Origin of the sequence: Hespellia stercorisuis DSM 15480, from assembly GCF_900142165.1 — a bacterium.
In the GTDB taxonomy this organism is placed as follows: domain Bacteria; phylum Bacillota; class Clostridia; order Lachnospirales; family Lachnospiraceae; genus Hespellia; species Hespellia stercorisuis.
On sequence record NZ_FQZY01000023.1, the window covers coordinates 36,915 to 62,764 of the forward strand.

The window sequence follows — 25,850 nt, forward strand, 5'->3', positions numbered from 1 at the left end:
GCCGTCTGAAACTCTGCACGCAGGAAGTGGCGCACTACCTGCGAATAGTCATGTATTTCCCCGTAATACTCCGCGGATCAGCCGCCACTTCCTCCGGTGTTCCAGTGGCAACAATGTACCCGCCGTCCTCACCGCCTCCCGGACCCATATCAATAATATAATCCGCATTGGAAATCACGTCCAGGTCATGCTCAATCACAATGACCGTCGCGCCACTCACGACCAGCCGGTCGAATACCGCCAACAGCGTGCGAACATCCAGCGGATGCAGGCCGATGGTTGGTTCATCAAACACAAAAACCGCGTCCGCCTGCTGTCTGCCCATCTCGGAGGCCAGCTTCAGCCGCTGCGCTTCTCCGCCGGACAGGCTCGGTGTCTCTTCGCCGAGTGTCAGATAGCCGAGGCCCAGATCCTGCAAAACCTGCAGACGTCGATGAACCGTTTTCAGATCTTCACACGCTGTCAAAGCATGTTTCACATCCATATCCATGAGTTTTGGCAAAGAATATTCACTTCCATCCTGAGCTTTTCGCTTGATGCTTTCCGCCTCTTTTGCATATCTTGACCCACCGCACTCCGGACATGGAATCTCCACATCTGGCAGAAACTGTACGTCAAGACTGATCGTACCGGTACCGTCGCAAATCGGACAGCGCAGCTTTCCGGTATTGTAGGAAAAGTCCCCCGCCTTATACTTTTTGGCTTTGGCACCCTCTGTCCTTGCATAGATTTTCCGCAGTTCATCATGCACATTGGCATAGGTCGCCACCGTAGAGCGGACGTTAATGCCGATCGGCGTTGCATCAATCAGCTTGACTTGACGAATCCCTTCTGCCGCAATTTCCCGCACATGCGCCGGAAATGCCTTCCCCGCAATCGCAGCTTCCAGTCCCGGAATCAGACTTTCCAGAATCAGGGTTGTTTTTCCGGAACCGGATACCCCTGTCACCACCGTCAGCCGTCCTTTTGGAATATCTACCTCTAAGGGCTTCACCGTGTGGATTTCCCCGGTAGACAAATGAATGTTACCCAGATCAAACAGTGCATCCGCCTCAGCCTGCTCTCTCACACGATTGGAGGCCTCTCCCGAGAGGAACGGACCGATCTGAGAGGCTTGATTCTTTTCAATCTCCTGAATCGACCCCTGTGCAATGACCTGCCCGCCGTCCGCGCCTGCCTCCGGTCCCATCTCCACGATCCAGTCCGCCTCCGACAGAATTTGTGTGTCATGATCGACCAACACTACAGAATTTCCATCGGCAACCAGATCGTGCATGACTCCCGTCAGTCCGACGATGTTGGAAGGATGCAGTCCGATCGACGGCTCATCCAGAACATACAACACGCCGGTGGTGCGGTTTCGCACAGCACGGGCAAGCTGCATCCGCTGTCGTTCTCCGGTGGAGAGCGTGGACGCGGCACGGTCAAGCGTCAGATACCCCAGTCCCAGATCCACCAGACGTTTTGCCACCGTCCGAAACGAATCACAGATAGTTTCCGCCATCGGCCGCATCTCGCCCGGAAGCGAATCCGGCACGCCTGCCACCCACTCCATCAGCGTGTTTAGTGTCATCGCGCAGGCTTCGTCCAGAGAAATCCCACGAAGCTTTGGCATTCTGGCAGTTTCCGATATCCGGGTGCCGCCGCAATTCGGGCAGACGCCCTGCTTCAGAAATTTTTCCACACGCTTCATACTCTTTTCATTTTTCACCTTGGACAAAGCATTTTCCACGGTGTAATTGGCATTAAAATAGGTGAAATCCAATTCTCCTGCCTGATTACTGCCATTCTTCGGCTTATAGAAAATACGCTTCTTTTCCGCAGGACCATGGTAAACAATTTCTCGTTCCTGCTCAGTCAGTTCGGAAAACGGCACCTCAGTACGAACACCCATCGCACGGCATACATCCGTCATCAATGACCACATCAGCGTATTCCACGGTGCGACGGCACCCTCGTCAATGGTCAGTGATTCATCCGGCACCAGTGCCGCCTGGTCCACCGTTCGTACCACACCGGTCCCCCCGCAGGTATGGCAGGCTCCCTGACTGTTAAATGCCAGTTCCTCCGCAGATGGAGCAGAGAAATGTTCTCCGCATTCCGGGCAGACCAGTTCCTGCCCCGCCGCAACTGCCAGCGTGGGTTCCAAATAATGCCCATTGGGACAGCGATGCTTCGCCAGCCGTGAAAACATCAGCCGGAGACTGTTCAGCAGTTCCGTTCCCGTGCCAAAGGTACTGCGAATCCCCGGAACCCCCGGACGCTGGTGCAGTGCCAGCGCCGCCGGGACATAAAGTACCTCGTCCACCTGCGCCTTCGCGGCCTGTGTCATGCGCCGCCGGGTATAGGTAGAGAGCGCATCCAGATAGCGGCGCGACCCTTCCGCATACAAGACTCCCAGTGCCAGGGATGATTTCCCGGAGCCGGAAACACCTGCTATGCCGACGATCTGATTCAACGGGATATCCACATCTATATTTTTAAGGTTATGCACTCTCGCATTCCGTATTTGAATTTTATCGGGAATATGGTTTCTCCCGTGTATTCTATTATTTTCTTCCTTCTGGCTATTCATGTTTCGTTTCTCCATTCTTTGACACCCTGCTGAAAATCTTATGTTTTTTCCAACTATCCGACAGCTCCGCGCTTTTGCACAAAGACAGACCCGTCAGCCCACATGGTTTGTTGGATTGACGGGTTCTTATATTTTTCCAGCTGCAAAAGTCAGAGCATAACTCGTTAATGTCCATTATACAAGAGGGTTTTACGGTTTCACAGGATTTCTTTTGAGATAAATTTTTTCACATATTTTATCCATATCATATTCCGGTGCCGCATCGATTACTGCTTTATATAATGGAAAAATCGCCTCTTCCGTTTCTTCCAGTTCATCTGCGATCTGAAGCAGACTCTTATTTTTTTTAATCTTTTTAATAATCAGCTCCATCAGTTTCCTATATTCGCCTTCATTCAGCGCCTCTTCCTTAATTCCTTCGCCCAGATTGCACATCGTTCCGATCAGCTCCTTTCGCTCTCCCTCTAACTCTATCCTAAATTCTTTTTCTATAATTTCTTCCTTATCCTGTATGGACACCGTTGGCAGAAACATTGCTCCCAACAAGCGATGAAGTTCATGCGACCGATCCAGGTCCAGCGTTTTCGCCAGACATATAATTCCAACATTCATCACGTCATACATATCCTTCCAGCGTGACTGCCCCAGAATATCCTCATTTGCCAGATGGATTCTGTTAAATGTATTCTCCTGACAGTTCATACATATCCAAATGGAGTACACTTTTTGAATCCCATTATAATTTTTCCCGGTAAACTCTCTTTCCAACTGGGAAGAAATCAACCGCGCCGCATAGAAAATGCCACGCATCTCCAAGTCGTATCCTGACGGCTTTGCCTTCTGCGCCTCCATATTTACGATCACTTTGGCAAGCCCATCCTTTGTTCTAACATCAAACAGGACGTCAAAATAACGGACGCCTTCCCGGCGAATACTGTTTTCTGTGTTTCGTCCCATAATTTCGTGTGCTCCGTCAGGTGCATTCTTATTTGTAAACCCTGGCTCCACCTGCACCTCACTGACCCGTGGTTCACCTTCGATGAGCCGTTCTACTTCTCCTGGATCTGCCCCTTGAAACTCCTCCACCGTACGAATCAGAATATTCGCCAAAAATGGCTTTTGCACCAGCAACGCCTTTGCATTCTTATCGTATTGTGCCTCAATACTCACATTTTCAATTAGATTCTGGATTTCTCCCATGTGTCCTCTTTCCTGCAACCTGATAGTAACATAAATTGACTGAATTGGCAATTTGCAATGCCTCCGAATACAGGCACTATCTTCCCCTTTACATGTGTTGCATTAATTTATTATTCTGCGTGAAAAATTGGCGATTCGCCATATAAAATGCGTAAGAAGAACTTCTTACTGAATTTATGAAATGATTCTAACATGAAAGCACAAGAAATGCAAGAAGTAAACAGTACATCACCAACTGCGAACAACAAATTACGCAATTCATCGGTCTTCTATTTCTTTGCAAACCCCATTCATAAATGTTATGCTTATAGGGATAAATCCCCCGGACTGCACCACCACCGTTCCACCCCGAAATTGTACAAAGACACTTAAAATCATACAATTCCGGCATAGAACAAAAAAATCTGAATTGGAGAATCCGCTATGAATTACGAAAACGAAGTACTAAGAACCCTCTGCGAGGCCAAAAGTGTAAGAGTATATGAAGACAGACCCGTGGAGCATGAAAAACTACAGATGATATTAAACGCTGCCTTCCACGCTCCGACCGCCGGAAACCAGATGCTTTACAGTATTATTCACGTCACAGAACCGGCGCGGAAGGAAAAACTGGCGATATTGTGCGACAACCAGTCTTTTATAGCCAAAGCACCTGTGGTACTGGTGTTTGTCGCAGACCAGAAGCGTTGGACAGACACTTATCGGGCCGCTGGCTGTACACCGAGAAAAACCGGCGTGGGAGATATGCTTTTAGCCATCAGTGACACGATGATCGCCGCCCAGAACGCAACCATTGCTGCAGAAAGCCTTGAAATCGGCTGCTGCTATATCGGTGACATCCTGGAGCGCTGCGAGGAAGTCACCGCGCTGCTCGGACTCCCCGAGCTCACAATCCCTGTCGGCATGGTCGTGATGGGATATCCGGTGCGCCAACAGAAGGAACGTCCGAAGCCGGTGCGGTTCGAGGGCAAATACATTGTTTCCGAGAACACCTATCACACCTGCTCACCGGATGAACTGCGTGAAATGTACCTGACGCAGAAAAAAGCCAATATGGCACAGCATCGGCAGCATAAAAATCCCAACAGCACCAGTGTGTCTTCCCCGGAATCCGCTCAGGAATACTCTTTAGATTTCGCGTCCAGTGTGACGGCATTTTGGAAGCGAAAATACGAAAGCGAATTTTCTAAAGAAATGAATCGTTCCGCCGCAGAGTATTTAAAGCCTTACATGTAACACGAGCCTGATCCACCCTTTTTTTCTTCACTCTTTCCTTTGATACATTTTAACAGGGGGGGACATACAAAAGCTTCTGCTTATGTATGTCCCCCCCCTGTTGGTATGCCCCCCCTATTGCTCTGTGTCCCATTGTTCTGTCCCCTATTGTTCTGCCCCCTATTGCTCCGTCCACTATTGCTCAAAAAACGAGACTCAGCCATCCGGCCAAATCTCGTTTTCAGCTATATATTGTGACATATCATAAATACATGCTTTCTCAATACCATCTTCCCGTTCTTTACATAAAATCCCTGATCAGAACTCTCTTTCGGGTGTTTTTCAATTTTTTGAGTGCCTTCGCCTCAATCTGGCGCACACGCTCCCTGGTCACGTTTAGTTCGGAACCTATTTCCTCCAACGTCTTCGGAACGCCTGTTTTCAGGCCGAATCTCGCAATAATGATTTCCCGTTCTCTCTCCGTCAGCATCTCCAGAAGTTGATTAATATTCTCCTTCAGCTGTGACTGCTCCGCCGACATCTCCGGGGAAAGCATCTTGTCATCCGCAATAAAATTAGCCAGCGTCGAATCTTCCTCATCTCCGATCGGCGTATCAAGAGACGCCGAATCTGCCGCATACCGGATGATTTCCAGCAGACGTTCCTCACTGATCTGCAGTTCTTCTGCGAGTTGTGCATGGCTCGGCTCATATCCCAGTGTCAGCGTCAGCTTTTTCTGCATGCGGACCACTTTATTAATTTCCTCCACCATATGTACCGGAACACGAATAACCCGTGCCTTGTCGGCCAGCGCCCTTGTGATGGCCTGCTTGATCCACCAGGTAACATACGTGCTCACCTTGAATCCCTTGCTGTAATCATACTTCTCTATGCCTTTTATCAGCCCGATATTTCCCTCCTGAATCAAGTCCAGAAAGTTCAGACCTCTTCCGGTATATCTTTTTGCTATGCTGACTACCAGCCGCAGGTTGGAGTTGATCAGCCTGTCAAATGCAGCCTTATCTCCCTCACTCTTTCGCTGTGCGAGAGCCAGCTCCTCCTCGATCGTGAGCAGCGGATACATTCCAATCTCCTTTAGATATAGCCGGACCGGATCTTCTGTGCCGATGCCCTCCAGCAGGTTCGCAGAATCAATATCCTCCTCTTCCTCATCGCCAGCTTCTTCATTCGAGGTTTTTCCACGAAATCCGCCTTCATCCAGAAGATCTGCTTCGCTCTTGTCCATGTTGACAAATCTTTTCTTTACAAAGATGTCTGTGGAATCCTCTGCATCCAGAAGGCTCGTCTCCGATATATCTTTATCCAGAATCAGTTCCTCGGCGGATTCGTCAAACTCTTCCTCTGCTTCGTCCGTTGTGTCTGTGTCCTGATCGTCCGGCACCTGGTTCCCTGCTGTCTGCTTCTCCACCAACTGATTCCCCACTGACGGCTTCTTCACCGCCCTTTTCTCCACCGCCGGCTTCTGCACAGTCCGGTCTTTCGCTGTTTGGGCTTCTCCCGCCTCTTCAATTTTAATGCCAAATCCCTTGATATAAGCATGCATCTGAACGATCTGCTGCTCTGCAAATACGGCACCCGGAAATGCATCCGCGATATCCTGTCCGCTAATCGAATTTCCGTTCTTTTTCCCTTTTTCTACCAGTTCATTCATTTTATTCATAAAAATTTTTTCTGCCGACATATTCTATTCCATCTCTCATCCCCTGTATTTTACCTAGAAAAATATAACACATCTTGAGCTTTTTGACTAGTACAACGTTTCAGAAATAACCAGACCATTCGGGGTGATTGGCCGGGTTATTTTGAAAACGTTGTACCCGCTTTTATATTTCAAATGTCTCCAGGTCATATGGCACATACAGATTGCCGTGATAATACTCCTGCCCCTCCGCTATATACAATTCCTTCCGCTCTGCCAGATGGGTCTCCTCCGTGTGATAAAGAATCAGATTCGGGATCTTCAGCTCCTCTGCCACCTTGCACGCCTCGCGCACGGTGCTGTGGTGCTTCTCGTAAGGCTTGAACTTGTCCGCCTCCCCGTACAGGCAGAACGCCTCATGCGTCAGCCAGTCACTGCCCTTCACGTACTCATAATCCTTTTCATTGTAAGGCTCATCCCCGACACAGGTAAACTTTTTGCCATCCCCTGTCCGAAGGGTGAAGCCAAACTGCTTTGCCTTGGTCGAAAAAATGTCAAAAAAGGTGACCGGACATCCCAGGATTTCCGCTTGATCTCCCGACTGCAGCGGAACGAACTGAATGCGCTCATCAAAATGCGCACACATTTTCTTCTGCAGAGTCAGCCCCGCGATGGTTCTTATCGTGTCCGCCAAACCGCTGTGACAGAAAATACGCAGGTCACCCTCATATTTCCCCTGATTCATCTTCGTCGCGATCACCCGGATCATCCAGATGCATCCCAGCAGATGATCTATATGCTCATGGGTAATAAAAATATCATGGATATCCACCGCATCGATATTCGTGTCTGCCAGCACCTTCATGATCCGGTTTCCGCCTCCCGCATCCACCAGAAAATGCTGCCCGTCCTGCGTCAGCGCAAAACAGGTATTATAGCACTCCTTCACCATAGCATTTCCGGTTCCCAGAATTGTCAGTCTCATCTTTGCTCCCTCCATTCTTCCAAATCCATACTGCCGGACCGGAATCCTTCCAGATCAACGGTAATATAGCGGTATCCCAGCGATTTCAGATATGCCACGATTTCCCCGCTCTTCTCTGCCATCTTTCCGATATCCGGCCGGTCCACCTCTATTCTTGCAGTATCCCCGTGGACTCTCAGACGCACATTATAAAATCCAAGAGTTTTCAGATATGCCTCCCCTTTTTCCACCTGCTTCATCTTCGACTCCTCCAGTTGTGTTCCGTAAGGGAATCTGGTCGCAAGACACGGTGTGGACGGCTTCGATGAGGTCGCAAGGCCGTTCTCCTTCGCCAGCCGCCGCACCTCCGCCTTCGTCATGCCGGTCAGCGCAAGCGGGCTGATGATTCCAAGTTCTCCCAGCGCACGGATTCCGGGACGATACACATGCAGATCGTCCTCGTTGGTCCCATCCAGAATCACATCAATTTCCAGCTCCTCCGCCTGTTTCTGCACCTGCTGAAAAAGACATTTTTTACATCGGTAACAGCGGTCCACCGGATTGTGCAGTATCCCGGCATCCTGCAGTTCATTCACTTTCAGCACCAGATGCTCCGCTCCTGCCTCGCGTGCCGTCCTCCTCGCCTCCTCCAGATCATTCATAGGATGAAGCATGGTGTGCAGCGTGGCGGCGTAGACTGTGGTTCCATATTGCTTTGCACTCTCGCACGCAAGAGAAAGGAGCAGACTGCTGTCCACTCCCCCGGAAAATGCAATCATCAGATTTTTTTTCGTATATCCATCGATCATTTCTTTCAGTTCTTTACATTTTTCTTCGTATGTGTTCATTTTTTTCCTATCTGTCACGGCATCTGTCGAGCGGATGCCGGAAATCTGCCTGATCTCCCCTTGCGGGATTTATACGTTTCTTCGCTGCAGCGCTTCACACTCGCGGTGAACCGCCATATAAACATCACGATAGGACAGATTCCGCTGGCGACAGATCTTCGCTACGCTCTCATACTCCGGATAACAGCGCGTCCCGGAGTCAAAATCACAGACCTTTACACGCACCTCACCGAATGATGTCTGCACGAGCGCCATCTCTCTTTTCAGAATCGTGCGCTCCATCCTCACTCTGCGGATTCCGATAGTGGTCGTCTCCTCAAATATGATCTGCTCCAATGCAGAAACATCCTTCTCGCTGCAGATTACATTCAGCTGATACGCCGGACGGTTCTTCTTCATGAACACCGGCATGTAACTGACATCCCTCGCCCCGGCCTCGAACAATTTTTCCATGGCGAGCCCCAGCATCTCGCCGGTGCAGTCATCGATATTGCTCTCCAGCTTGTAAATATAATCCGCGACATCACTGCTGGAATCTGCGTCTGACTGCTTCGTATTTTCTATCGGTTCAATCAACATTGCACGCAGCAGACTCGGTCGCTCGTACTCACGCTTTCCTGCCCCAATTCCTATCTTTTTAATCGCGAACTCCTCCGGAAGCACATCCGATGTCTTCACTGCGGCGGCAAATGCTGCTCCTGTGGGCGTCACCATCTCTCCCTGCATGTCTGTGATGTGCAGGCGCAGTCCGTTCGCCGTCACGATGTTGGCCACTGCCGGCACCGGCACCGGAAGTACACCGTGCTGGCATCTGACAAATCCTTTTCCCTCGCAGAGCTCCGGCACGATCACATCCTCGATGTCCAATGCGTCCATGCAGACCGCAATCGCTGCGATGTCCACAATGGAATCCACCGCTCCCACCTCATGAAAATGTACGCTCTCTAGTGTCTCGCCGTGGGCCTTCGCCTCCGCCTCGCCGAGAACGGTAAAGATGCGGATGGCTATGTTCTTTGCCCGTTCCGTCAGACCGGAACCGTTGATAATTTTCGTGACATCTGCAAGACCCCTGTGCACATGATCGTGGGCTCCGTGGGTATGTGCGTGGGTTCCGTGCTCGTGGTCCTGCGTTCCATGGTTATGATCCTGCGTTCCGTGAACATGCTCATGATGATCGTGTCCCGTCTCATCCTCCGGGCTGTGAAGATGTTCATGACTGTGAGGACATGCACTGTTTTCGCCTTGCCCGGAATGATGCATATGCTCATGATCGGCGTCGTGCTGATGAACATGCACATGCATCTCCGGCTGCTCTTTTCCATACAGATACGCCATGTCGTGATCATGATTTTCGTGTGCTGCATCCAGCACTACATCAAAATCACAGACATCCAGTCCGGCCTTCTTTTTTCTGCTGATCTGAATCTCATATCCGTCCAGCGGCAGACTTTTCAGCGCCTTCACCAGCATCTCTTTTTCTACTCCCAGATCGATCAGCGCCGCAACAGACATGTCCCCGCTGATTCCCGAATAACATTCTAAATACAGTGTATTGCTCATTCTCTTACTCCTAATCTGTTAATCTGCGTTGCTACATACCCGGCACCATATCCATTGTCGATGTTGACCACCGAGATCCCGTTGGCACAGGAGTTGATCATTGTCAGCAGTGCCGACAGACCGTGCATGCTGGCACCATATCCCACCGAGGTCGGCACCGCGATGACCGGCTTGTCCACCAGACCTCCGATCACGCTTGCCAGCGCGCCTTCCATCCCGGCAACCGCAACCACGCAGTTTGCTTTCTGAATGACATCCAGTTCGGATAGCAGCCGGTGGATCCCGCTTACTCCCACGTCAAACACACGCTCGACACTGGACCCAAAATATTCCGCGGTCTGCGCTGCCTCCTCGGCCACCGGAATATCTGCCGTCCCTGCGGTACAGACTGCGATCAGACCTTTTCTCTCTTTTTCCGGCTTCTCGATTTTGAGAATGTGCGACAATTCATCATACTCCACCTGCGGATACCGCTCCCGGATCATCTCATACTGTTCCTTTGTGGCTCTGGTTCCGAAAACCTCGCCATCCTCCTCATACAGTTTTCCGAAAATGCGCAGCAGATGCTCATCCGCTTTCCCGCTGCAAAAAATCACTTCCGAAAAACCCGACCTGATTTTTCTATGTGTATCGAGCTTTGCATATCCCATCTCCTCGAATGGTTTTTTGCGAAAATAGCGCTCGGCGTCCTCCACGGATATTTCCCCGGATTTTACTTTTTGTAATACCTCTGCCGTCTCCATATGTTATCACTCCTCCAGCACTTTTTCTTATGATGATACCATTTTGAAAAAATATGCTTTTCCATTCTGTACAAAATACGATTTTACTGCTCAATCTTCTGCGTTTCATCCTCATGGTAATCAATCTCCACAAGTACAAGTCCCTGCGGCGGAACTGTAACTCCGGCAGCCTTGCGGTTTCTCGCCTCCACGATTTCCTTCACCTGCTCCGGCGTATAGAACCCGCGCCCTACCCGAAGCAGGGTCCCGACGATGATGCGGACCATGTTGTAGAGAAACCCATTCCCGGAAATGCGGAATGTGATGTCCTCCCCCTCCTGCCGGATGGACAGTTCGTCCACCCTTCGCACCGTTGTCAGTGCATTCGTCCGTATGTTGCAGAAACTTGCGAAATCATGTTCACCCACGATGTACCCTGCTGCCTCGCGCATCTTCCCAATATCCAGATGATAGGAGACAAAGAAACTGGTCAGTCTCTTCAGCGGATTCGGGAACGGTGCGTTCGTCACATGATACTCATAAGTCTTTGTGATGTTCTTCTGATATCGCGGATGCCAGTCCGGCAGTACTTCCTCAGATTTTATGATTACGATATCATCCGGCAGCTTCTGGTTCAGCGCAATGGCCATTCTGTCCGGCGGGATCGTGGTGTCGGAATCAAATACCGCGACGTTGGCCAGCGCATGGACACCGGAATCTGTCCGGCTTGCACCGATGATCGTGATATCCTCCCCCGTCAGTCCGCCAAGCTTCCGGTTGATAACTTCTTCTATTGTGATTCCGTTGGGCTGAACCTGCCAGCCACAGTAGGCGGTGCCGTCATAAGCCACCGTAAGTCTGATTCTTTTCATAGATTTTCCTTATATTTTCATAGATGCTTTCTCATTTTTCTCAAAGTGACTTCATAGGCTCCACTCCAGACTCAGGCTCTGCTCCCGGTCAGAAGATCCAGATATGAAACGGCACAAACCGCCCTATCACCACGATCAGCACCATATATACAATCATCGCCGCATAGGCCATCCGATCTCTGCTCTTGTAAACCAGTGGTTTCATCTTCGTCCGGCCATCGCCCCCGCGGTAGCACCGTGATTCCATCGCCATGGCAAGGTCGTTAGCACGGCGAAACGCCGACACGAACAGCGGCACCAGAATGGGGATCATACTCTTTGCTTTCTGAATAATATTGCCGCTCTCCAGATCTGCACCTCTTGCAATCTGCGCTTTCATGATCTTGTCCGTCTCCTCCAGAAGAATCGGGATAAACCGGAGGGCGATCGACATCATCATGGCAATCTCGTGCACCGGAACCTTGATCTTATTTAACGGGTGAAGAAGCTTCTCAATTCCGTCCGTCAGCTCATTCGGCGTCGTTGTAAATGTCATCAGCGACGAACCGATGATCAGATACATCAGTCTGATTGCCATGTACACAGCCGTCTCAAGACCGGTGTCCGTAATCCGGAATATCCAGAACTTCACCAGCACAACCGGACCATCCGTCAAAAACAGATTGAATCCCACCGTAATCAAAAGCAGCAGTATAATGGGCTTAAGCCCTTTTACAATGAATTTAAACGGTACCTTGGACTCCCGGATGACGATGACCAGAAACAAGGTCGCCACCACATACCCCAGAATACTCTTCTGCAGAAAAAGCGAGATCAAAAACAGGAGGGTACAGACGATCTTCACCCTCGGGTCTAATCTATGCAGTATGCTGTTTGCCGGATAATATTGTCCGATCGTAATATCTCTAATCATGAAAATGCCTCATTATCTCATCCGCTGCTTCCTGAATCGTGGTTACATCGGTATCTACTTTCATTCCTTTTTCAGCCAGCGCATGCATGATATAGGTCACCTGTGGTGCCGCAAGCCCGACTTTTTCCAGTTCCTTATAATGGGAGAACACCTCGCGCGGGACACCGTCCAGCATCTTCTCCCCTTGATTCATCACAACAATACGGTCCACGTACTTTGCGATATCTTCCATACTATGCGATACAAGAATCACTGTCAAGCCTGTCTTCTCATGCAGCAGTGCAATCTGGTCCAGTATCTCATCCCGGCCTCTCGGATCCAGTCCAGCAGTCGGTTCGTCCAGAACAAGAACCTTCGGCTGCATAGCAAGCACCCCCGCGATAGCGACACGGCGCTTCTGGCCGCCCGACAGGTCGAACGGGGACTGTTCATAGTACTTTTCGGGAAATCCGACCAACTCGAGTGCCTCTTTTGCCCTCTTCCTGCACTCCTCTGGAGAAAATCCCTGATTCTTCGGTCCAAAACAGACATCCGTGATAACGTCCACCTCAAAGAGCTGATGCTCCGGGTACTGAAATACCAGCCCCACCTGACTCCGCAGCTTTTTCATATCGTAATTCTCGTCGTAAATGTTCTGATCCTCGTAGTATAATTTCCCGCTTGTCGCCCGGATCAGTCCATTCAGATGCTGGATCATGGTGGACTTTCCGGAGCCAGTATGTCCGATCACGCCCACAAACTGTCCTTGCGGGATCTCCAGATTGATATCTGTCAGAGCCTGTCTCTCATACGCCGTTCCGGGATTGTATATATAATTCAGATGTTCTAATCTAATTGACATAATGCCTCCACCAGTTCTTCTGTCCGCAGAATCCCGCTCGGAATATCCAGGCCTCTGCTCTGCAGTTCATCCGCAAGCATGGTCACCTGCGGTACATCCAGACGGTACTTCTTCAGTTCATCCACCCGGCTGAATATTTCTCTCGGGGTTCCTTCCATCACCACATGTCCGCTGTCCATGACGCATACCTTGTCCGCGTCGATAACTTCTTCCATATAGTGGGTGATCAGAATCACTGTCACATTTTCCTTTTTGCGCAGCTCCTCCACCGTGCGCAGAACCTCTCTGCGCCCGTTCGGGTCCAGCATCGCGGTGGGCTCATCCAACACGATACATTTCGGGCGCATGGCGATCACTCCCGCGATGGCCACACGCTGTTTTTGTCCACCGGACAGCTTATTTGGAGAATGGTGTCTGTATTCCAGCATTCCCACCGACCGCAGGCTCTCCTCCACACGCGTCCAGATGTCCTCCGTCGGCACCCCCAGATTCTCCGGCCCAAAGCCCACATCCTCCTCCACAATCGTTCCGATGATCTGATTGTCCGGATTCTGAAATACCATACCGGCCGTCTGGCGGACATCCCATAATTTGTCAGGATCCTTCGTGTCACTCCCATCCACCCACATCGTTCCGCCACTGGGGACTAAAATCGCATTGATATGCTTTGCAAGGGTCGATTTTCCAGAACCGTTATGCCCCAGAATCGCCACAAAGCTCCCCTGCTCAATATCTATGTTCACGCCATCGATGGCTGTATTTTTCCCGATGACATTGCCTTCCTCATCATGCTTATCGTATTCAAACACCAGATCTTCCGTTTGAATCATTTCCATAGTTCTACCTCTTTTATTTATTCCTGTTGTGCTGTCAGTAAACTGACGCCGGACAGTACTTGTATCTCAGACTTTTTCCACCTGCGAAACATTTCTCATTTTACAAAAGGCACTTCTATCGAAGCGCCTTTGCCGTTCTACTGTAAATTTATGCCTTCTCAGGCTCATCATACTCCACACCGAAGGTGTCGACCGTAACCTTTTTCATCACCTGAGGCTGCATTGGTTTGTCGCTGTAATCTGTCTGTACCGCAGCAATCTTGTTCACCACGTCCATTCCCTCTGTCACCTTTCCGAATGCCGCATAAGCACCGTTCAGATGTGGGGAGTTCTGATGCATAATAAAGAACTGAGATCCGGCTGAATCCGGATGCATTGCACGTGCCATGGAAAGCACTCCCGGCTCGTGTGTCAGATTGTTCTCAAATCCGTTCTGACTGAACTCTCCCTTGATGTTGTATCCAGGTCCGCCTGTTCCTGTTCCGCTCGGACAGCCGCCCTGAATCATGAAGCCCGGAATTACACGGTGAAATATAAGCCCGTCATAATATCCCTTTTTTACCAATGATACAAAATTATTCACTGTATTCGGTGCGATCTCCGGATACAGCTCTGCTTTCATAATGTCTCCGTTTTCCATCTCAAATGTAACTACTGGATTTGCCATAATCAATACCTCTCCTTTTTATGTGGCCCGCCGCACCTCTGTGCAAAAGACCATCTTAGTGTATGCTAACCTATATTGTAACCAATTTTTTCCCATTCGTAAAGTATCATTCCACCTTTTTCTTCAAAACCTGTGTTCCAGAGTTCCTCCAGTGAGAATACAGTCGCCTCTCCGTAGGTCGCTACCTTCACTTTGAAATCCGACGCTGTCTCCTCATATCCGACCACCAAAAACCAATGCCAGTTGAAGTCCTTGAACTTTCGCATCGTGTGATGCAGCATCAGGTAAGGCACCGGAAACCCTTTGTCAATCTGGTTCTTTATCTGCTGTGCCGCCTTTTCGGCGCTGTATTCTCCGGGAAACCCTCCCATCTTCAGCTCCTGCATTCCCGTGTCATGAAGATATTTGGCAAATCCTTCTATATAGAGACTCAGTTTGTTGATGCCCTGCACCCGCGGTCTGAGATACGGCTTCATGACCATCGAAAACTGAATATAGTCTTCCTTTGTCAGATGATGGATATCATAAGGATATAATTTTTCTTTTCCCTGTCTGAGTGCCAGATAGATGCAGCTGTCACAGGCTGTTGCAGCCGCACAGCCGCCCATGTACATCAGTACATTTCGAAACCACTCCTGATTTCCGCCAAATGAATCTCCTATTTTGTAGTATTCCAGTTCATTTTGCATACCATTACACTCCATTTTCTGTCTTCTATCCACGTTGTCTCTTTCTATGCTATTCCGATAGTTTTTCTCTCAGAATTGAGTATACCATATACAATAGTTAATCTGTACACTTTCTTTCCATTTTTTTAGTTACTCGTGACATTGTGTATTTTCCGTTTTTTCTCTATACTGAATTCATAACAAAAACAAACGCCTGCTCTCAAGAGTGACGAGCAGTATCAGAATTTAAGGAGGCTATTTATCATGGCAAGTTTATCTTTAAAAGGTATTGAAAAAGTATATCCAAACGGATTCGTAGCAGTAAAAGATTTTAACCTGGACATCGACGACAAAGAATTTATCATCTTCGTAGGACCTTCCGGATGTGGTAAATCTACTACACTTCGTATGGTGGCCGGACTGGAAGAGATTTCCGGCGGTACACTGGAAATTGATGGCAAGACAATGAATAATGTGGAGCCAAAAGACCGCGATATCGCCATGGTTTTCCAGAACTATGCTCTGTATCCGCATATGACCGTATATGATAATATGGCTTTCGGATTAAAGCTGCGTAAAGTGCCAAAGGACGAGATTGACAAGATGGTTCGCGAAGCAGCCAGAATCCTTGATCTGGACAAATTATTAGATCGTAAACCAAAGGCTTTATCCGGTGGACAGAGACAGCGTGTTGCCATGGGACGTGCCATCGTTCGTAATCCTAAGGTATTCCTGATGGATGAGCCGCTCTCCAACCTGGACGCAAAGCTTCGTGTTCAGATGCGTATCGAGATTTCCAAGCTCCACGAGAGACTGGGCGCAACCATCATCTACGTAACACATGACCAGACAGAGGCTATGACACTTGGAACCAGAATCGTCGTTATGAAGGACGGTCTCGTTCAGCAGGTTGATTCTCCTCAGAATTTATACAACAACCCATGCAACTTATTCGTTGCCGGATTCATCGGTTCTCCACAGATGAACTTCCTGGATGCAGCGGTGACAATCAAGGGACAGGACGTATCCCTGCAGGTTGGTTCTTACACATTGAAGGTACCGGCCTCAAAGAAAAAAGCTTTGATCAACGGTGGTTATGACGGCAAGACTGTTGTTCTCGGTATCCGTCCGGAGCATATCCATGATGAGGAATCCTTCCTTGTACAGTCTCCTGACAGCATCGTAGAGTCTACGATCAAGGTTTATGAACTGCTCGGCGCAGAGGTTTACCTCTACTTTGATGTGGAGGGCACACAGGTTACAGCCCGTGTAAATCCCCGCACACCACTGAGAAACGGTGACAAAGGAAGATTTGCATTAGATATGGAAAAAATTCATTTCTTTGATAAAGAAACTGAGTTGACGATTACAGATTAATCCTTTAAAATAAATGGGGACAGGCAGATGACCTGTCTCCGTTTTTTATCCGTATTGTTTTTTTGTCCGTATTGATTTTCATCACAGGAGGATACCATGACAGATCAGGAAAAATTACAAAAGGCACTGGACGATCTGCGAAGCGCGACCGGTCTGGATCTGCACCTCAATGCCGAGGATAGCAGGGACCCGGAACAGACGCTGTCGCAGCTGCGGCAGTTGTCTTCCGCCTATAAGGAAAAATACAACCGGGACTTTTTTCTGCAGAGTATTCTTGGTGAAGCCGTCTCCCGCCCGGAAATTGATGCCCGCGCCTCCCGTTTTCACATCGATGCACACGGTGAACGGCGTCTGTTTCTCATTGCCTCCCGGAATGTGATGGATGAAAATTTCATAGAGCTGCTGAAAAATCTGTTTCCATCGTCCCATAAGTATTTTATTGTCCGGATGGATGGTCAGCGTATCGTCCTCATCAGTCCCTGCAAAGCACCCGGAACCGATGATGCCGAATTGACAGCTCGCACGGTGGTGGATACCATCAGCTCCGAGCTCATGACTTCTGTCCAGGTTGCCTACAGCAATCTGTTTTCTCATCTGTCGGATTCCGCGGAGGCCTATTCACAGACACGCCTTGCTATTCAGATCGGACGGGTGTTTTATCCGGAATACGCCGTGATTCCTTACAACAGACTCGGGATCGGCGGTCTGATCTATCGTCTGCCTCCCGCTCTGTGCGAGAATTTTCTGCGGGAAGTATTCGGCGTCAATCCATTTGATGCTCTGGATGAGGAGCTTCTGACCACCGTCAGCCGTTTCTTCCAGAACAATCTGAACATCGCGGAGACAGCCCGACAGCTTCACATGCACCGGAACACTCTGATCTATCGGATTGAACATATTCAAAAAATGACCGGGCTGGACATCCGTATTTTCGAAGATGCCCTGACCTTCAAGCTCGCTACTATGGTCATTAATTATTTACACGCGAAAAAGGAGAACTCTTATGAATGATACATTTTGTGAATTACTTGTTTCCAGGAAGATGAGCGGCGCACAGCGCGTCCTGCAGATTCTGCTCATTGTGCTGATCGCAATACTCGTCGCTGGAACCATGATCATCGGATTTCCAGCTCTGTTTCTTGCACTGATTCTGGGAATCATCTGTTACTACCTCATTTTCCCAGGCTTTCATGTGGAGTACGAATATTCCATATTGAACCATGAGATCACGATTGATAAGATCCTGAATAAGTCCAAAAGAAAAAGCGTTATCTCTTTTGATCTGAAACAGGCTGAGATCATCGCACCGGAAGGATCCGAGCGGCTCGCCCACTTCAATCCGAGTAAGACGATTGACTGCTCAGCCGGAGATTCATCAGTTACTTCTTATGTGGCGGTTGTTCCGATCGAGAATGTGACTACTGCTGTGCGACTATCACCAGATGATGATATGCTGCAGCATATGAAGAGCTTTCTTCCGCGTACTTTATGGTTATCATAATCAGCATTCGTCGAGGATGTTAATTGGGGACAGAGCAAAAGTGCAATTGGGGACGTAGTAAAATGACATTTTACTACGTCCCCAATTGCACTTTTGCTCTGTCCCCAATTAACATTTGGATAACCCGGCAGGATTATCTCCTATCCGGTGAACACTGCATTGTCTTTGATCCGTTGATCTATCCCGTTCTTCAGGATATAATCATATACCGTTCTCGGCACCATCTGCTGCCAGTCGCGCCCGAGCGCAATCGCGGTTCTGACATCTGTCCCGGTCACGCCTTTTTCTTCTTCTGATTTTCTCCAGAGTACATCTACATCTGCGCCCATGCTCTTGAGCATCTCGCATTTTATCTCGCCCCAGGAATCGTAGACACTCATGAAATATGTCGCATCCTTCGGTGCATACTCAAAAATGTATTCCGGTCTCGTGATTGGAAATGGTACGATCTCAAATTCTTCTCTCCGCACTCCGAAGTCTACCAACGCATCGTGGATCATCTCATACCGCTCCAGATACGTCAGCGGGTTGTCCGACTTCCGGATTCCATGTCTGTCTGCCTCCAGGCCTCCCAGATACAGATCATCTGGGTGTGTGATTCCAATATACAATCTGGAACAGCGCATCTTCGCTGCCAGCAGGTACTCCATATGTTTTAAGTGCAATATTTGAAAACGTCCGTGAACTACGCCTATCTCTGCCATTATCATTCTCCCTCTTTCTTTTGTTGCCAAATAAATCTCCTATAAGCAACTTTATGCCCTGTTCAATCCTGAACAGGGCATATGTTGTAATTGCTCAGTACTTATAGTATAGTACAGATTCGGCAAAATTCCAAGATATTTGTGAACTTGAGCCAAGAAAGTCAATGCATAAATCCAATTTTATAAATTGCTTATTTTCACCTTGTATCTGTTGGTTATTATAACTCTGCGGATTTCCTGCTGTCTAATTACCTTTCCCCTTTAAAACAATATCGTCTGCCTTAATGAACCAGTCCACATCTGCCACTTAATACGTGAATACGCCTTTCCATTTTTTGGAAAAAAAATAGACGCTCATATTTGAACATCTATTTTTGTAGATATTGAGTTATTAATTCTTTTAAAAATGATAAGTTCGGATGCACTGGCTAACGCGTTGGAACGAACAGATCCAGACACCGAAACGATTATTCCTTTTTTTGTACAAATATCAACCTTGCGTAATCCTATGAAACAGGCTCTGTATAAGTGTCTAATGTATCAAGCAATTCAAATGCTTCGTCCTGTGTACAAGCGGTAATTGTTAATTTGCCTGTGTCGCCCATGTCTAATGTATATGTTTCGTCTCCATTATCTATCACTTCAAATGTAAGTGTCTGCTCACTTGTCTCATCTGTAATTGTCAGATATCCAGTGCTTTCATCTTCTGTAAGATCTCCTGCAAAGCTGACAGACTGTGCAGACTCAGGATCTGCAACACCAAGTACTGCAAAACTCATATCATCTGATGCCACGAATACTGCCACTTCTCCGGCATCCGAAACGCCTTGGAAACATACGGTCAGAAGATCTGAATAATCATACCATGATCCGTCTTCTTCTGCATCTGCGTCTTTTGTATCCTCTGTATCGACTTCTTCTACATCTTCCTCATCTGTTTCTTCTTTATCTGCTTTCGCCTCTGTCGATGTATCTTTGCTGCTCGAAGAGCCGCCGCATGCTGTTAATGAAAATGCCATTACAAACACCATCATTATTGTTAAAAAACACTTTCTTAATTTCATCATTTCCCTCCTTGGTTCAATCCTCATTTTCTGAACTGCCAATCTTTATTTTCTAGGTTGAATTGTACTCTCTAAGGCTATCATGATTGTTGTCATTTGTAACCTACCCCCATGGGTAGTCTTTTCATCCCTGTTCCATCGACGTTTCAAAAGCCGCTGTCAGAGAGCCAGGCTCTTTGACAGCGGCTCAGCAATATTGCAGACCGTTTCTAAGCTTCTCGCTGTGACATCATAATCGACACAACGTTCTGTTTTTTCAGATATCCGCAGGTAGACAGACCTGCCTTGACGATTTCCTTCCAGCGTTTTGCCGACAGGATATACGTCGTCTCATCGTCAAGCACTACCGTGCAGACCTGTTTTCCGCCCTCTACCGCAGGATTCACAACCTTATACATGTTCTTCCGGCTGATTGCCCCGATTTCTTCCAGGCGATTCACCATGCGGTACACCGTTGCCGTTCCAATGTTCGGATCCGACTTCAACGCCTCCGCGTAGATTTCCTTGCAGCAGGAGCACTGGTTTTCAAGGATGATGTCCAGAATCAGAAGCCGCTGCTTCGTAATCCTGCAATTGTTCTCCCTGAGCTTTTCTATAATTTTTTCTCTCGTCATCTGATTATTCTGATAGGCCTTTGTCTCCATTTGTATCTGCTCTATTCGCTTATCAGCCACCGGCGCTCCCTCCTGTCTGCATATTTCGCTATCTTACATCGTTGTTACTCGAGCAATGCCCGCCGCAATGCTTGCAGTCACCTCCACACTGGAGTGACTTGCCCGCCTTTTTGTCCTTGATCATCTGGCGGATGATTAACGTCACGATTGCCGCCAAACCTAGCCCAACTGCGATTGTTCCCATAAAACCTGCCTTTCCGCCCTGTTTTCATACAGGCACAAACATCTGTTTACACATTACTCACACACAATTTTACGCTTTTGCCTTCGCTTTCGCGTCAACGCTGGACACATTCATGGTAAATTTATTGCTCTCTTTATACGGTCTGAACAACAGGTAAATAAATCCGGCCATAATTACAAATGCTGCGATTACACCAACTCCAAATGTTCCTGTGGTGATCAGTGTACCGATCTGATATACACAGAGCGATACCAGATAAGCCAGTACGGTCTGATATCCGATTGCGAACCAGAACCATTTTGCATTGTTCATCTCACGCTTGATCGCACCCATTGCCGCGAAGCACGGTGCACACAGCAGGTTAAATACAAGGAATGAATATGCGGCCACTGCCGTCATACTCCCTGCAAGAGAACCCCAGACTTCCGTCCCGTCCTCTGCCACTTCCGCAAAACCATATAACTGTCCAAAGGTTGCCACTACGTTTTCTTTTGCAACAAGACCTGTGATTGCCGCAACGGCTGATCTCCAGTTTCCCCATCCAAGTGGAGTGAAGATAAATGCGATCGCACCTCCGATTGCTGCAAGCAGACTGTCATTCATGTCCTCTACCATTCCGAAGGAACCATTTGCAAAGCCAAAGCTCTGCGCAAACCAGATTACGATTGTAGAAAGAAGAATGATTGTTCCTGCTTTTTTGATAAATGACCATCCGCGCTCCCACATGCTGCGTAGTACGTTCATGACGGTCGGCATATGATACGCCGGAAGTTCAATAACAAACGGTGCCGGATCACCTGCAAACATTTTTGTCTTCTTCAAAATGATACCTGAGCAGATGATTGCCGCGATTCCGACAAAGTAAGCACTTGGTGCCACCCAGGAGGCTCCGCCAAACAATGCACCGGCAATCAGCGCAATGATCGGAAGCTTCGCTCCACAGGGAATGAATGTCGTGGTCATAATCGTCATCTTACGGTCACGGTCATTCTCGATCGTTCTGGAGGCCATAATTCCCGGCACACCACAACCGGTTCCGATTAACATCGGGATAAAAGATTTTCCCGACAAACCAAATTTGCGGAAAATTCTGTCCATGATAAATGCAATACGCGCCATATATCCGCAGGACTCTAAAAATGCGAGGAATGCAAACAGTACTAACATCTGTGGTACGAAACCAAGCACTGCACCTACACCGCTTATCACACCATCAACCAGCAGTCCTGTAAGCCATCCTGCACAGCCGATTGCTTCCAGAGCGCTCTGTGCCGCCGGAATAATCCATGCCCCGAACAGTGTGTCGTTGGTCCAGTCTGTAAGAACAGTTCCGACCGTTGTCACGGATACATAATATACAATAAACATTACCACCGCAAAAATCGGCAGTGCAAGAAATCTGTTTGTCACGATGCGGTCAATCTTATCCGATGTGGTCATACCGCCTTTGTTCTTCTTTACACAGCAGTCCTTGATAATAGTGCCTATGTAGACGTATCTTTCGTTGGTGATGATAGATTCTGCATCGTCGTCCATCTCATCTTCACACGCCTTGATATCCTGCTCAATATGTTTCTGAATATCCGCCGGGATGTTCAGCTGTGCCATCACCTTCTCGTCACGCTCAAAAATCTTGATTGCATACCATCTCTGCTGCTCTTCCGGCATCTCGTGAAGAACTGCCTCCTCGATATGGGCAAGCGTATGCTCCACGCAGCCCTCAAAGCTGTGCTGCGGAATCATTCTTCTGCGGGCATTGGCGACCGCAACTGCCTTGTCTGCCGCTTCTGTTACACCAGTTCCCTTTAATGCGGATATCTCCACCACCTTGCAGCCAAGTTCTTTCGCAAGATTCGCTGTGTTGACTTTATCACCGTTCTTCGCCACCACGTCCATCATGTTGACTGCCGCGATCACCGGGATGCCAAGCTCCACAAGCTGTGTTGTCAGATACAGGTTACGCTCCAGATTGGTTCCGTCGATAATGTTAAGAATCGCGTCCGGTCGCTCTGTGATAAGAAAGTTTCTTGCTACCACTTCCTCCAGTGTATATGGAGAAAGGGAATATATCCCCGGCAAATCTACGATGATCGCATCACTGTGACCTTTTAGCTTACCTTCTTTTTTCTCCACTGTTACTCCAGGCCAGTTTCCAACGAACTGATTGGAACCGGTCAAAGCATTAAATAATGTTGTTTTGCCGCAGTTTGGATTACCTGCGAGTGCAATTTTAATTGACATCTTTCTTCTCCTTTTTGTTAGGTTTTTCTCACATTGATTAGAATCTCCTAACCATCTCTCTAAAAAAAATGCAGATGACTCTGCTTTTTTTACAGCCTCACTGCTTATTCCTTTTTAATTTTCTAATATTTTTTAAACTTCTTATCTGTTTTTCCGATACTTGATTACTGTACTTCTATCATCTGTGCGTCCACTTTGCGCAGTGACAGTTCGTAATCTCTCACAGTCACCTCGACCGGATCACCGAGAGGTGCGACTTTTCTGACAAAAACCTCCACTCCTCTTGTAATTCCCATATCCATAATTCTTCTCTTGACTGCTCCCTCACCGTGCAGCTTTACCACTTTTACTGTCTTACCGACAGAAATGTCTTTTAAAGTCAACATATTTCCTCCTTACACCGCTTAAACCTGAATCTTATTTGCCATTTCTTTACTGATGGCAACTCTGGAATCCTTAACATTTACAATCATGTTTCCATTGATCTCTGTCACGACAGTCACAACACCGCCAACCACAAATCCCAAAGTTTCCAGAAACTTCTTAGTCTCATCTTTCCCACCAATTTTTTTGATGGTAATATTTTCACCTACGTCAGCCATAGTTAAAGGCATCATGCGGCACCTTCTTTCTGAATGATATGAATTTTTCTCTCTCATTTCATGGTTAGTATAACCTTACTTTCGAGAGTTGTCAATAATTATTATTAGTATTTTTTAACTTTTGATATTTTTTCTCAATAAGGCTTCTTTTGAAATTGCGTTTTCCTTTAGTATATGATATAATTTAGTTAAATTTGACTAACTTTTCGTATAAAGAAATTAAATCATTGTAACTGTTCAGAATCAGGCTTTACAACTCATAATTTTGTAACTGTTTTTTAATGCGCAGCGCAACCCCCATGATTCCGTGCAGTTCCAAACCAATTACATGACAAGGAGTTTATCTATGAAAACACACACAAACGAATCCGCGGAAAATTACCTGGAAACGATTCTTATGCTCAGCCAGTCACTTCCGGTTGTCCGTTCCATCGATATCGCGACGGAACTGAATTTTTCAAAAGCCAGCGTCAGCGTTGCCATGAAAAATCTTCGTGAGAAGCATATGATCGAGGTGAGCGATGCCGGGTTCATTACATTGACGGAATCGGGCAGTGAGATTGCCCGGATGATCTACGAGCGCCACACGCTTCTGACCAGCTGGCTCGAATCTATGGGGGTCAGCCCTGAGACTGCTGCCGGCGATGCCTGCCGGATCGAGCACGTCATCAGCAAAGAGAGCTTTGCCGCACTGAAAAAACATATCAAGGCACAGTAGGATTCGGTTGCTTTTTCCCGCAAAGAATACTATAATTTTCATATGTTTAATCGTCCGTAAGCATCCCTGTAAAATACCGGGGTATGTTCGGCTGTATTCCAGACAGCAGTCTGGTCCTATAATAAGTAAAAAGAATCGAGGTATATGAATATGAAGAAAAGAGTCGTTGTCGCATTAGGCCACCGTGCACTTGGCACCACACTCCCGGAACAGAAGACCGCGGTCAAAAAAACAGCAGAGGTAATTGCTGATCTGGTGGAAGAAGGATATCAGGTTGCAATCACACACAGTAACGCACCACAGCTTGGCATGATTCACACTGCCATGAATGAATTTGGTAAAACCCACGATAATTATACATCTGCACCGATGTCTGTCTGCTCTGCCATGAGTCAGGGATACATCGGTTATGACCTCCAGAACGGCATCCGTGAGGCACTGCTGGATCGCGGCATCTACCGCACCGTCAGCACCGTTCTGACACAGGTGATCGTGGATCCATATGATGAAGCATTCTACACTCCAACCAAGGTACTCGGACGGTACATGAGCGCCGAGGAGGCCAGCGAGGAGCGCAAAAAAGGCAATTACGTGGTCGAAGAAGCCGGAAAAGGTTTCCGCCGTGTCGTGTCCGCCCCCAACCCGGTCAAGATTGTTGAGATTGACGCAGTCAAAGCTCTACTAGATGCCAATCAGGTAGTCATTGCCGCAGGCGGCGGTGGAATCCCGGTATTGCAGCAGGATCATCGTCTGAAGGGTGCAAGCGCCGTCATCGAGAAGGACCTGATCGCCGGAAAACTGGCGGAAGGCATAGATGCTGATGAGTTGATCATCCTCACCAGCGTAGAACAGGTGAGTATCAATATGGGCACGGACAAGGAAGAGACTCTTGGAGCAATATCCCCAGCACAGGCCAGGGAATACATGGAGCAGGGACATTTTGGTGCATATAACATGCTGCCGAAGTTCAGCGCTTCTTTGGAATTTCTTGAAGAGAGAGAAGGACGCAAGGCACTCATCACCTCTTTTGAGAAGGTAAAAGAGGGTGTAGCCGGAAAGGCCGGAACTATTATCGCATAGGACTTATGGCCGCTGTCGCGGCTTGCCTGTGGCGGTTTACTTTACGCAAATACCACACTTGATAATACAAAAAGGGGCTGTCGCACTAAGTAATTAGTGCGCAGCTCCTTTTTTATGCAAAAACACAAATGCCAGGCTTCGAAAAGCCTGGCAAAAGGTGTAAA

At 48.1% G+C, this 25,850-nt stretch carries 26 protein-coding genes; 6 read left to right on the forward strand and 20 right to left on the reverse strand.

Going from position 1 to position 25,850, the window contains the following annotated elements:
• Window positions 1-34: 34 nt before the first annotated feature.
• On the reverse strand, window positions 35-2,575 hold the full coding sequence (locus tag BUB85_RS09080; protein ID WP_073108996.1) for an excinuclease ABC subunit UvrA: 2,541 nt from the start codon (window positions 2,573-2,575) through the stop codon (window positions 35-37).
• Window positions 2,576-2,764: 189 nt separating this feature from the next.
• Entirely contained in the window at window positions 2,765-3,775 is a 1,011-nt protein-coding gene (locus BUB85_RS09085) for a PD-(D/E)XK nuclease family transposase (protein ID WP_073108888.1), read from the reverse strand.
• A gap of 423 nt (window positions 3,776-4,198) precedes the next feature.
• Here BUB85_RS09085 and BUB85_RS09090 point away from each other — a divergent pair, with 423 nt between their 5' ends.
• Window positions 4,199-5,011: a nitroreductase family protein gene (locus BUB85_RS09090; protein WP_073108892.1), complete on the forward strand. Its 813-nt coding sequence runs from the start codon at window positions 4,199-4,201 to the stop codon at window positions 5,009-5,011.
• Window positions 5,012-5,291: 280 nt separating this feature from the next.
• Here BUB85_RS09090 and BUB85_RS09095 read toward each other — a convergent pair whose 3' ends face one another.
• The 11 genes from BUB85_RS09095 to BUB85_RS09150 all read right to left on the reverse strand — a co-directional run bounded on the left by BUB85_RS09095 (window position 5,292) and on the right by BUB85_RS09150 (window position 15,577).
• Complete coding sequence (locus BUB85_RS09095) at window positions 5,292-6,671, reverse strand: sigma-70 family RNA polymerase sigma factor (RefSeq protein WP_242945388.1); 1,380 nt, start codon at window positions 6,669-6,671, stop codon at window positions 5,292-5,294.
• 163 nt (window positions 6,672-6,834) lie between these two features.
• Window positions 6,835-7,635, reverse strand: coding sequence for an MBL fold metallo-hydrolase (locus tag BUB85_RS09105; protein WP_073108895.1), 801 nt, complete (start codon window positions 7,633-7,635; stop codon window positions 6,835-6,837).
• A complete protein-coding gene (larE, locus tag BUB85_RS09110) occupies window positions 7,632-8,462 on the reverse strand; it encodes an ATP-dependent sacrificial sulfur transferase LarE (protein WP_073108898.1) in 831 nt (276 codons plus the stop codon). The genes BUB85_RS09105 and larE overlap by 4 nt, the downstream gene beginning before the upstream one ends.
• 69 nt (window positions 8,463-8,531) lie before the next feature.
• On the reverse strand, window positions 8,532-10,022 hold the full coding sequence (gene larC / locus BUB85_RS09115; RefSeq protein WP_073108902.1) for a nickel pincer cofactor biosynthesis protein LarC: 1,491 nt from the start codon (window positions 10,020-10,022) through the stop codon (window positions 8,532-8,534).
• Window positions 10,019-10,765 carry a nickel pincer cofactor biosynthesis protein LarB gene (gene larB / locus BUB85_RS09120; RefSeq protein ID WP_073108905.1) on the reverse strand — a complete coding sequence of 249 codons (747 nt, stop codon included), beginning with the start codon at window positions 10,763-10,765 and terminating at the stop codon, window positions 10,019-10,021. Before larB ends, larC begins: the two co-directional genes overlap by 4 nt.
• Window positions 10,766-10,848: 83 nt before the next feature.
• Entirely contained in the window at window positions 10,849-11,616 is a 768-nt protein-coding gene (gene truA / locus BUB85_RS09125; RefSeq protein WP_073108908.1) for a tRNA pseudouridine(38-40) synthase TruA, read from the reverse strand.
• Between the two features lie 88 nt (window positions 11,617-11,704).
• Window positions 11,705-12,529, reverse strand: a complete 825-nt coding sequence (locus BUB85_RS09130; protein ID WP_073108911.1) for an energy-coupling factor transporter transmembrane component T family protein — start codon at window positions 12,527-12,529, stop codon at window positions 11,705-11,707.
• Complete coding sequence (locus tag BUB85_RS09135; protein WP_073108913.1) at window positions 12,522-13,370, reverse strand: energy-coupling factor transporter ATPase; 849 nt, start codon at window positions 13,368-13,370, stop codon at window positions 12,522-12,524. Before BUB85_RS09135 ends, BUB85_RS09130 begins: the two co-directional genes overlap by 8 nt.
• The gene (locus BUB85_RS09140) at window positions 13,355-14,206 is read right to left on the reverse strand and encodes an energy-coupling factor transporter ATPase (protein WP_073108916.1); all 852 of its coding nucleotides are present in this window, start codon (window positions 14,204-14,206) and stop codon (window positions 13,355-13,357) included. The genes BUB85_RS09135 and BUB85_RS09140 overlap by 16 nt, the downstream gene beginning before the upstream one ends.
• A gap of 148 nt (window positions 14,207-14,354) precedes the next feature.
• A complete protein-coding gene (locus BUB85_RS09145; protein WP_073108918.1) occupies window positions 14,355-14,873 on the reverse strand; it encodes a peptidylprolyl isomerase in 519 nt (172 codons plus the stop codon).
• A gap of 65 nt (window positions 14,874-14,938) precedes the next feature.
• Window positions 14,939-15,577 carry a hypothetical protein gene (locus tag BUB85_RS09150; protein WP_330392268.1) on the reverse strand — a complete coding sequence of 213 codons (639 nt, stop codon included), beginning with the start codon at window positions 15,575-15,577 and terminating at the stop codon, window positions 14,939-14,941.
• A 228-nt stretch (window positions 15,578-15,805) separates the two neighbouring features.
• Here BUB85_RS09150 and BUB85_RS09155 point away from each other — a divergent pair, with 228 nt between their 5' ends.
• The 3 genes from BUB85_RS09155 (at window position 15,806) to BUB85_RS09165 (ending at window position 18,419) form a co-directional block, all read left to right on the forward strand.
• Window positions 15,806-16,918 carry an ABC transporter ATP-binding protein gene (locus tag BUB85_RS09155; RefSeq protein ID WP_073108921.1) on the forward strand — a complete coding sequence of 371 codons (1,113 nt, stop codon included), beginning with the start codon at window positions 15,806-15,808 and terminating at the stop codon, window positions 16,916-16,918.
• Window positions 16,919-17,014: 96 nt separating this feature from the next.
• Window positions 17,015-17,929, forward strand: a complete 915-nt coding sequence (locus BUB85_RS09160; RefSeq protein ID WP_073108927.1) for a PucR family transcriptional regulator — start codon at window positions 17,015-17,017, stop codon at window positions 17,927-17,929.
• Window positions 17,922-18,419 carry a DUF6106 family protein gene (locus tag BUB85_RS09165; protein ID WP_073108932.1) on the forward strand — a complete coding sequence of 166 codons (498 nt, stop codon included), beginning with the start codon at window positions 17,922-17,924 and terminating at the stop codon, window positions 18,417-18,419. The genes BUB85_RS09160 and BUB85_RS09165 overlap by 8 nt, the downstream gene beginning before the upstream one ends.
• Window positions 18,420-18,559: 140 nt before the next feature.
• Here BUB85_RS09165 and BUB85_RS09170 read toward each other — a convergent pair whose 3' ends face one another.
• The 7 genes from BUB85_RS09170 to BUB85_RS09200 form a co-directional block, all read right to left on the reverse strand.
• Window positions 18,560-19,153 carry a nucleotidyl transferase family protein gene (locus BUB85_RS09170; protein WP_242945391.1) on the reverse strand — a complete coding sequence of 198 codons (594 nt, stop codon included), beginning with the start codon at window positions 19,151-19,153 and terminating at the stop codon, window positions 18,560-18,562.
• A 476-nt stretch (window positions 19,154-19,629) separates the two neighbouring features.
• Window positions 19,630-20,190, reverse strand: a complete 561-nt coding sequence (locus BUB85_RS09175) for a hypothetical protein (RefSeq protein WP_159434634.1) — start codon at window positions 20,188-20,190, stop codon at window positions 19,630-19,632.
• 206 nt (window positions 20,191-20,396) lie between these two features.
• Entirely contained in the window at window positions 20,397-20,861 is a 465-nt protein-coding gene (locus BUB85_RS09180; RefSeq protein ID WP_242945392.1) for a Fur family transcriptional regulator, read from the reverse strand.
• Window positions 20,862-20,889: 28 nt separating this feature from the next.
• Entirely contained in the window at window positions 20,890-21,045 is a 156-nt protein-coding gene (locus BUB85_RS09185) for a FeoB-associated Cys-rich membrane protein (RefSeq protein WP_073108953.1), read from the reverse strand.
• Between the two features lie 69 nt (window positions 21,046-21,114).
• Window positions 21,115-23,286, reverse strand: a complete 2,172-nt coding sequence (gene feoB / locus BUB85_RS09190; protein WP_073108959.1) for a ferrous iron transport protein B — start codon at window positions 23,284-23,286, stop codon at window positions 21,115-21,117.
• Between the two features lie 164 nt (window positions 23,287-23,450).
• Entirely contained in the window at window positions 23,451-23,672 is a 222-nt protein-coding gene (locus BUB85_RS09195) for a FeoA family protein (protein WP_073108966.1), read from the reverse strand.
• 18 nt (window positions 23,673-23,690) lie between these two features.
• Complete coding sequence (locus tag BUB85_RS09200; RefSeq protein ID WP_073108972.1) at window positions 23,691-23,903, reverse strand: FeoA family protein; 213 nt, start codon at window positions 23,901-23,903, stop codon at window positions 23,691-23,693.
• Window positions 23,904-24,234: 331 nt separating this feature from the next.
• On the opposite strand from BUB85_RS09200, the gene BUB85_RS09205 reads away from it, so the two are divergent.
• Both BUB85_RS09205 and arcC read left to right on the forward strand, forming a co-directional pair.
• Complete coding sequence (locus BUB85_RS09205; RefSeq protein WP_073108980.1) at window positions 24,235-24,606, forward strand: metal-dependent transcriptional regulator; 372 nt, start codon at window positions 24,235-24,237, stop codon at window positions 24,604-24,606.
• Window positions 24,607-24,756: 150 nt separating this feature from the next.
• A complete protein-coding gene (gene arcC, locus BUB85_RS09210) occupies window positions 24,757-25,686 on the forward strand; it encodes a carbamate kinase (protein WP_073109011.1) in 930 nt (309 codons plus the stop codon).
• Window positions 25,687-25,850: the final 164 nt, after the last annotated feature.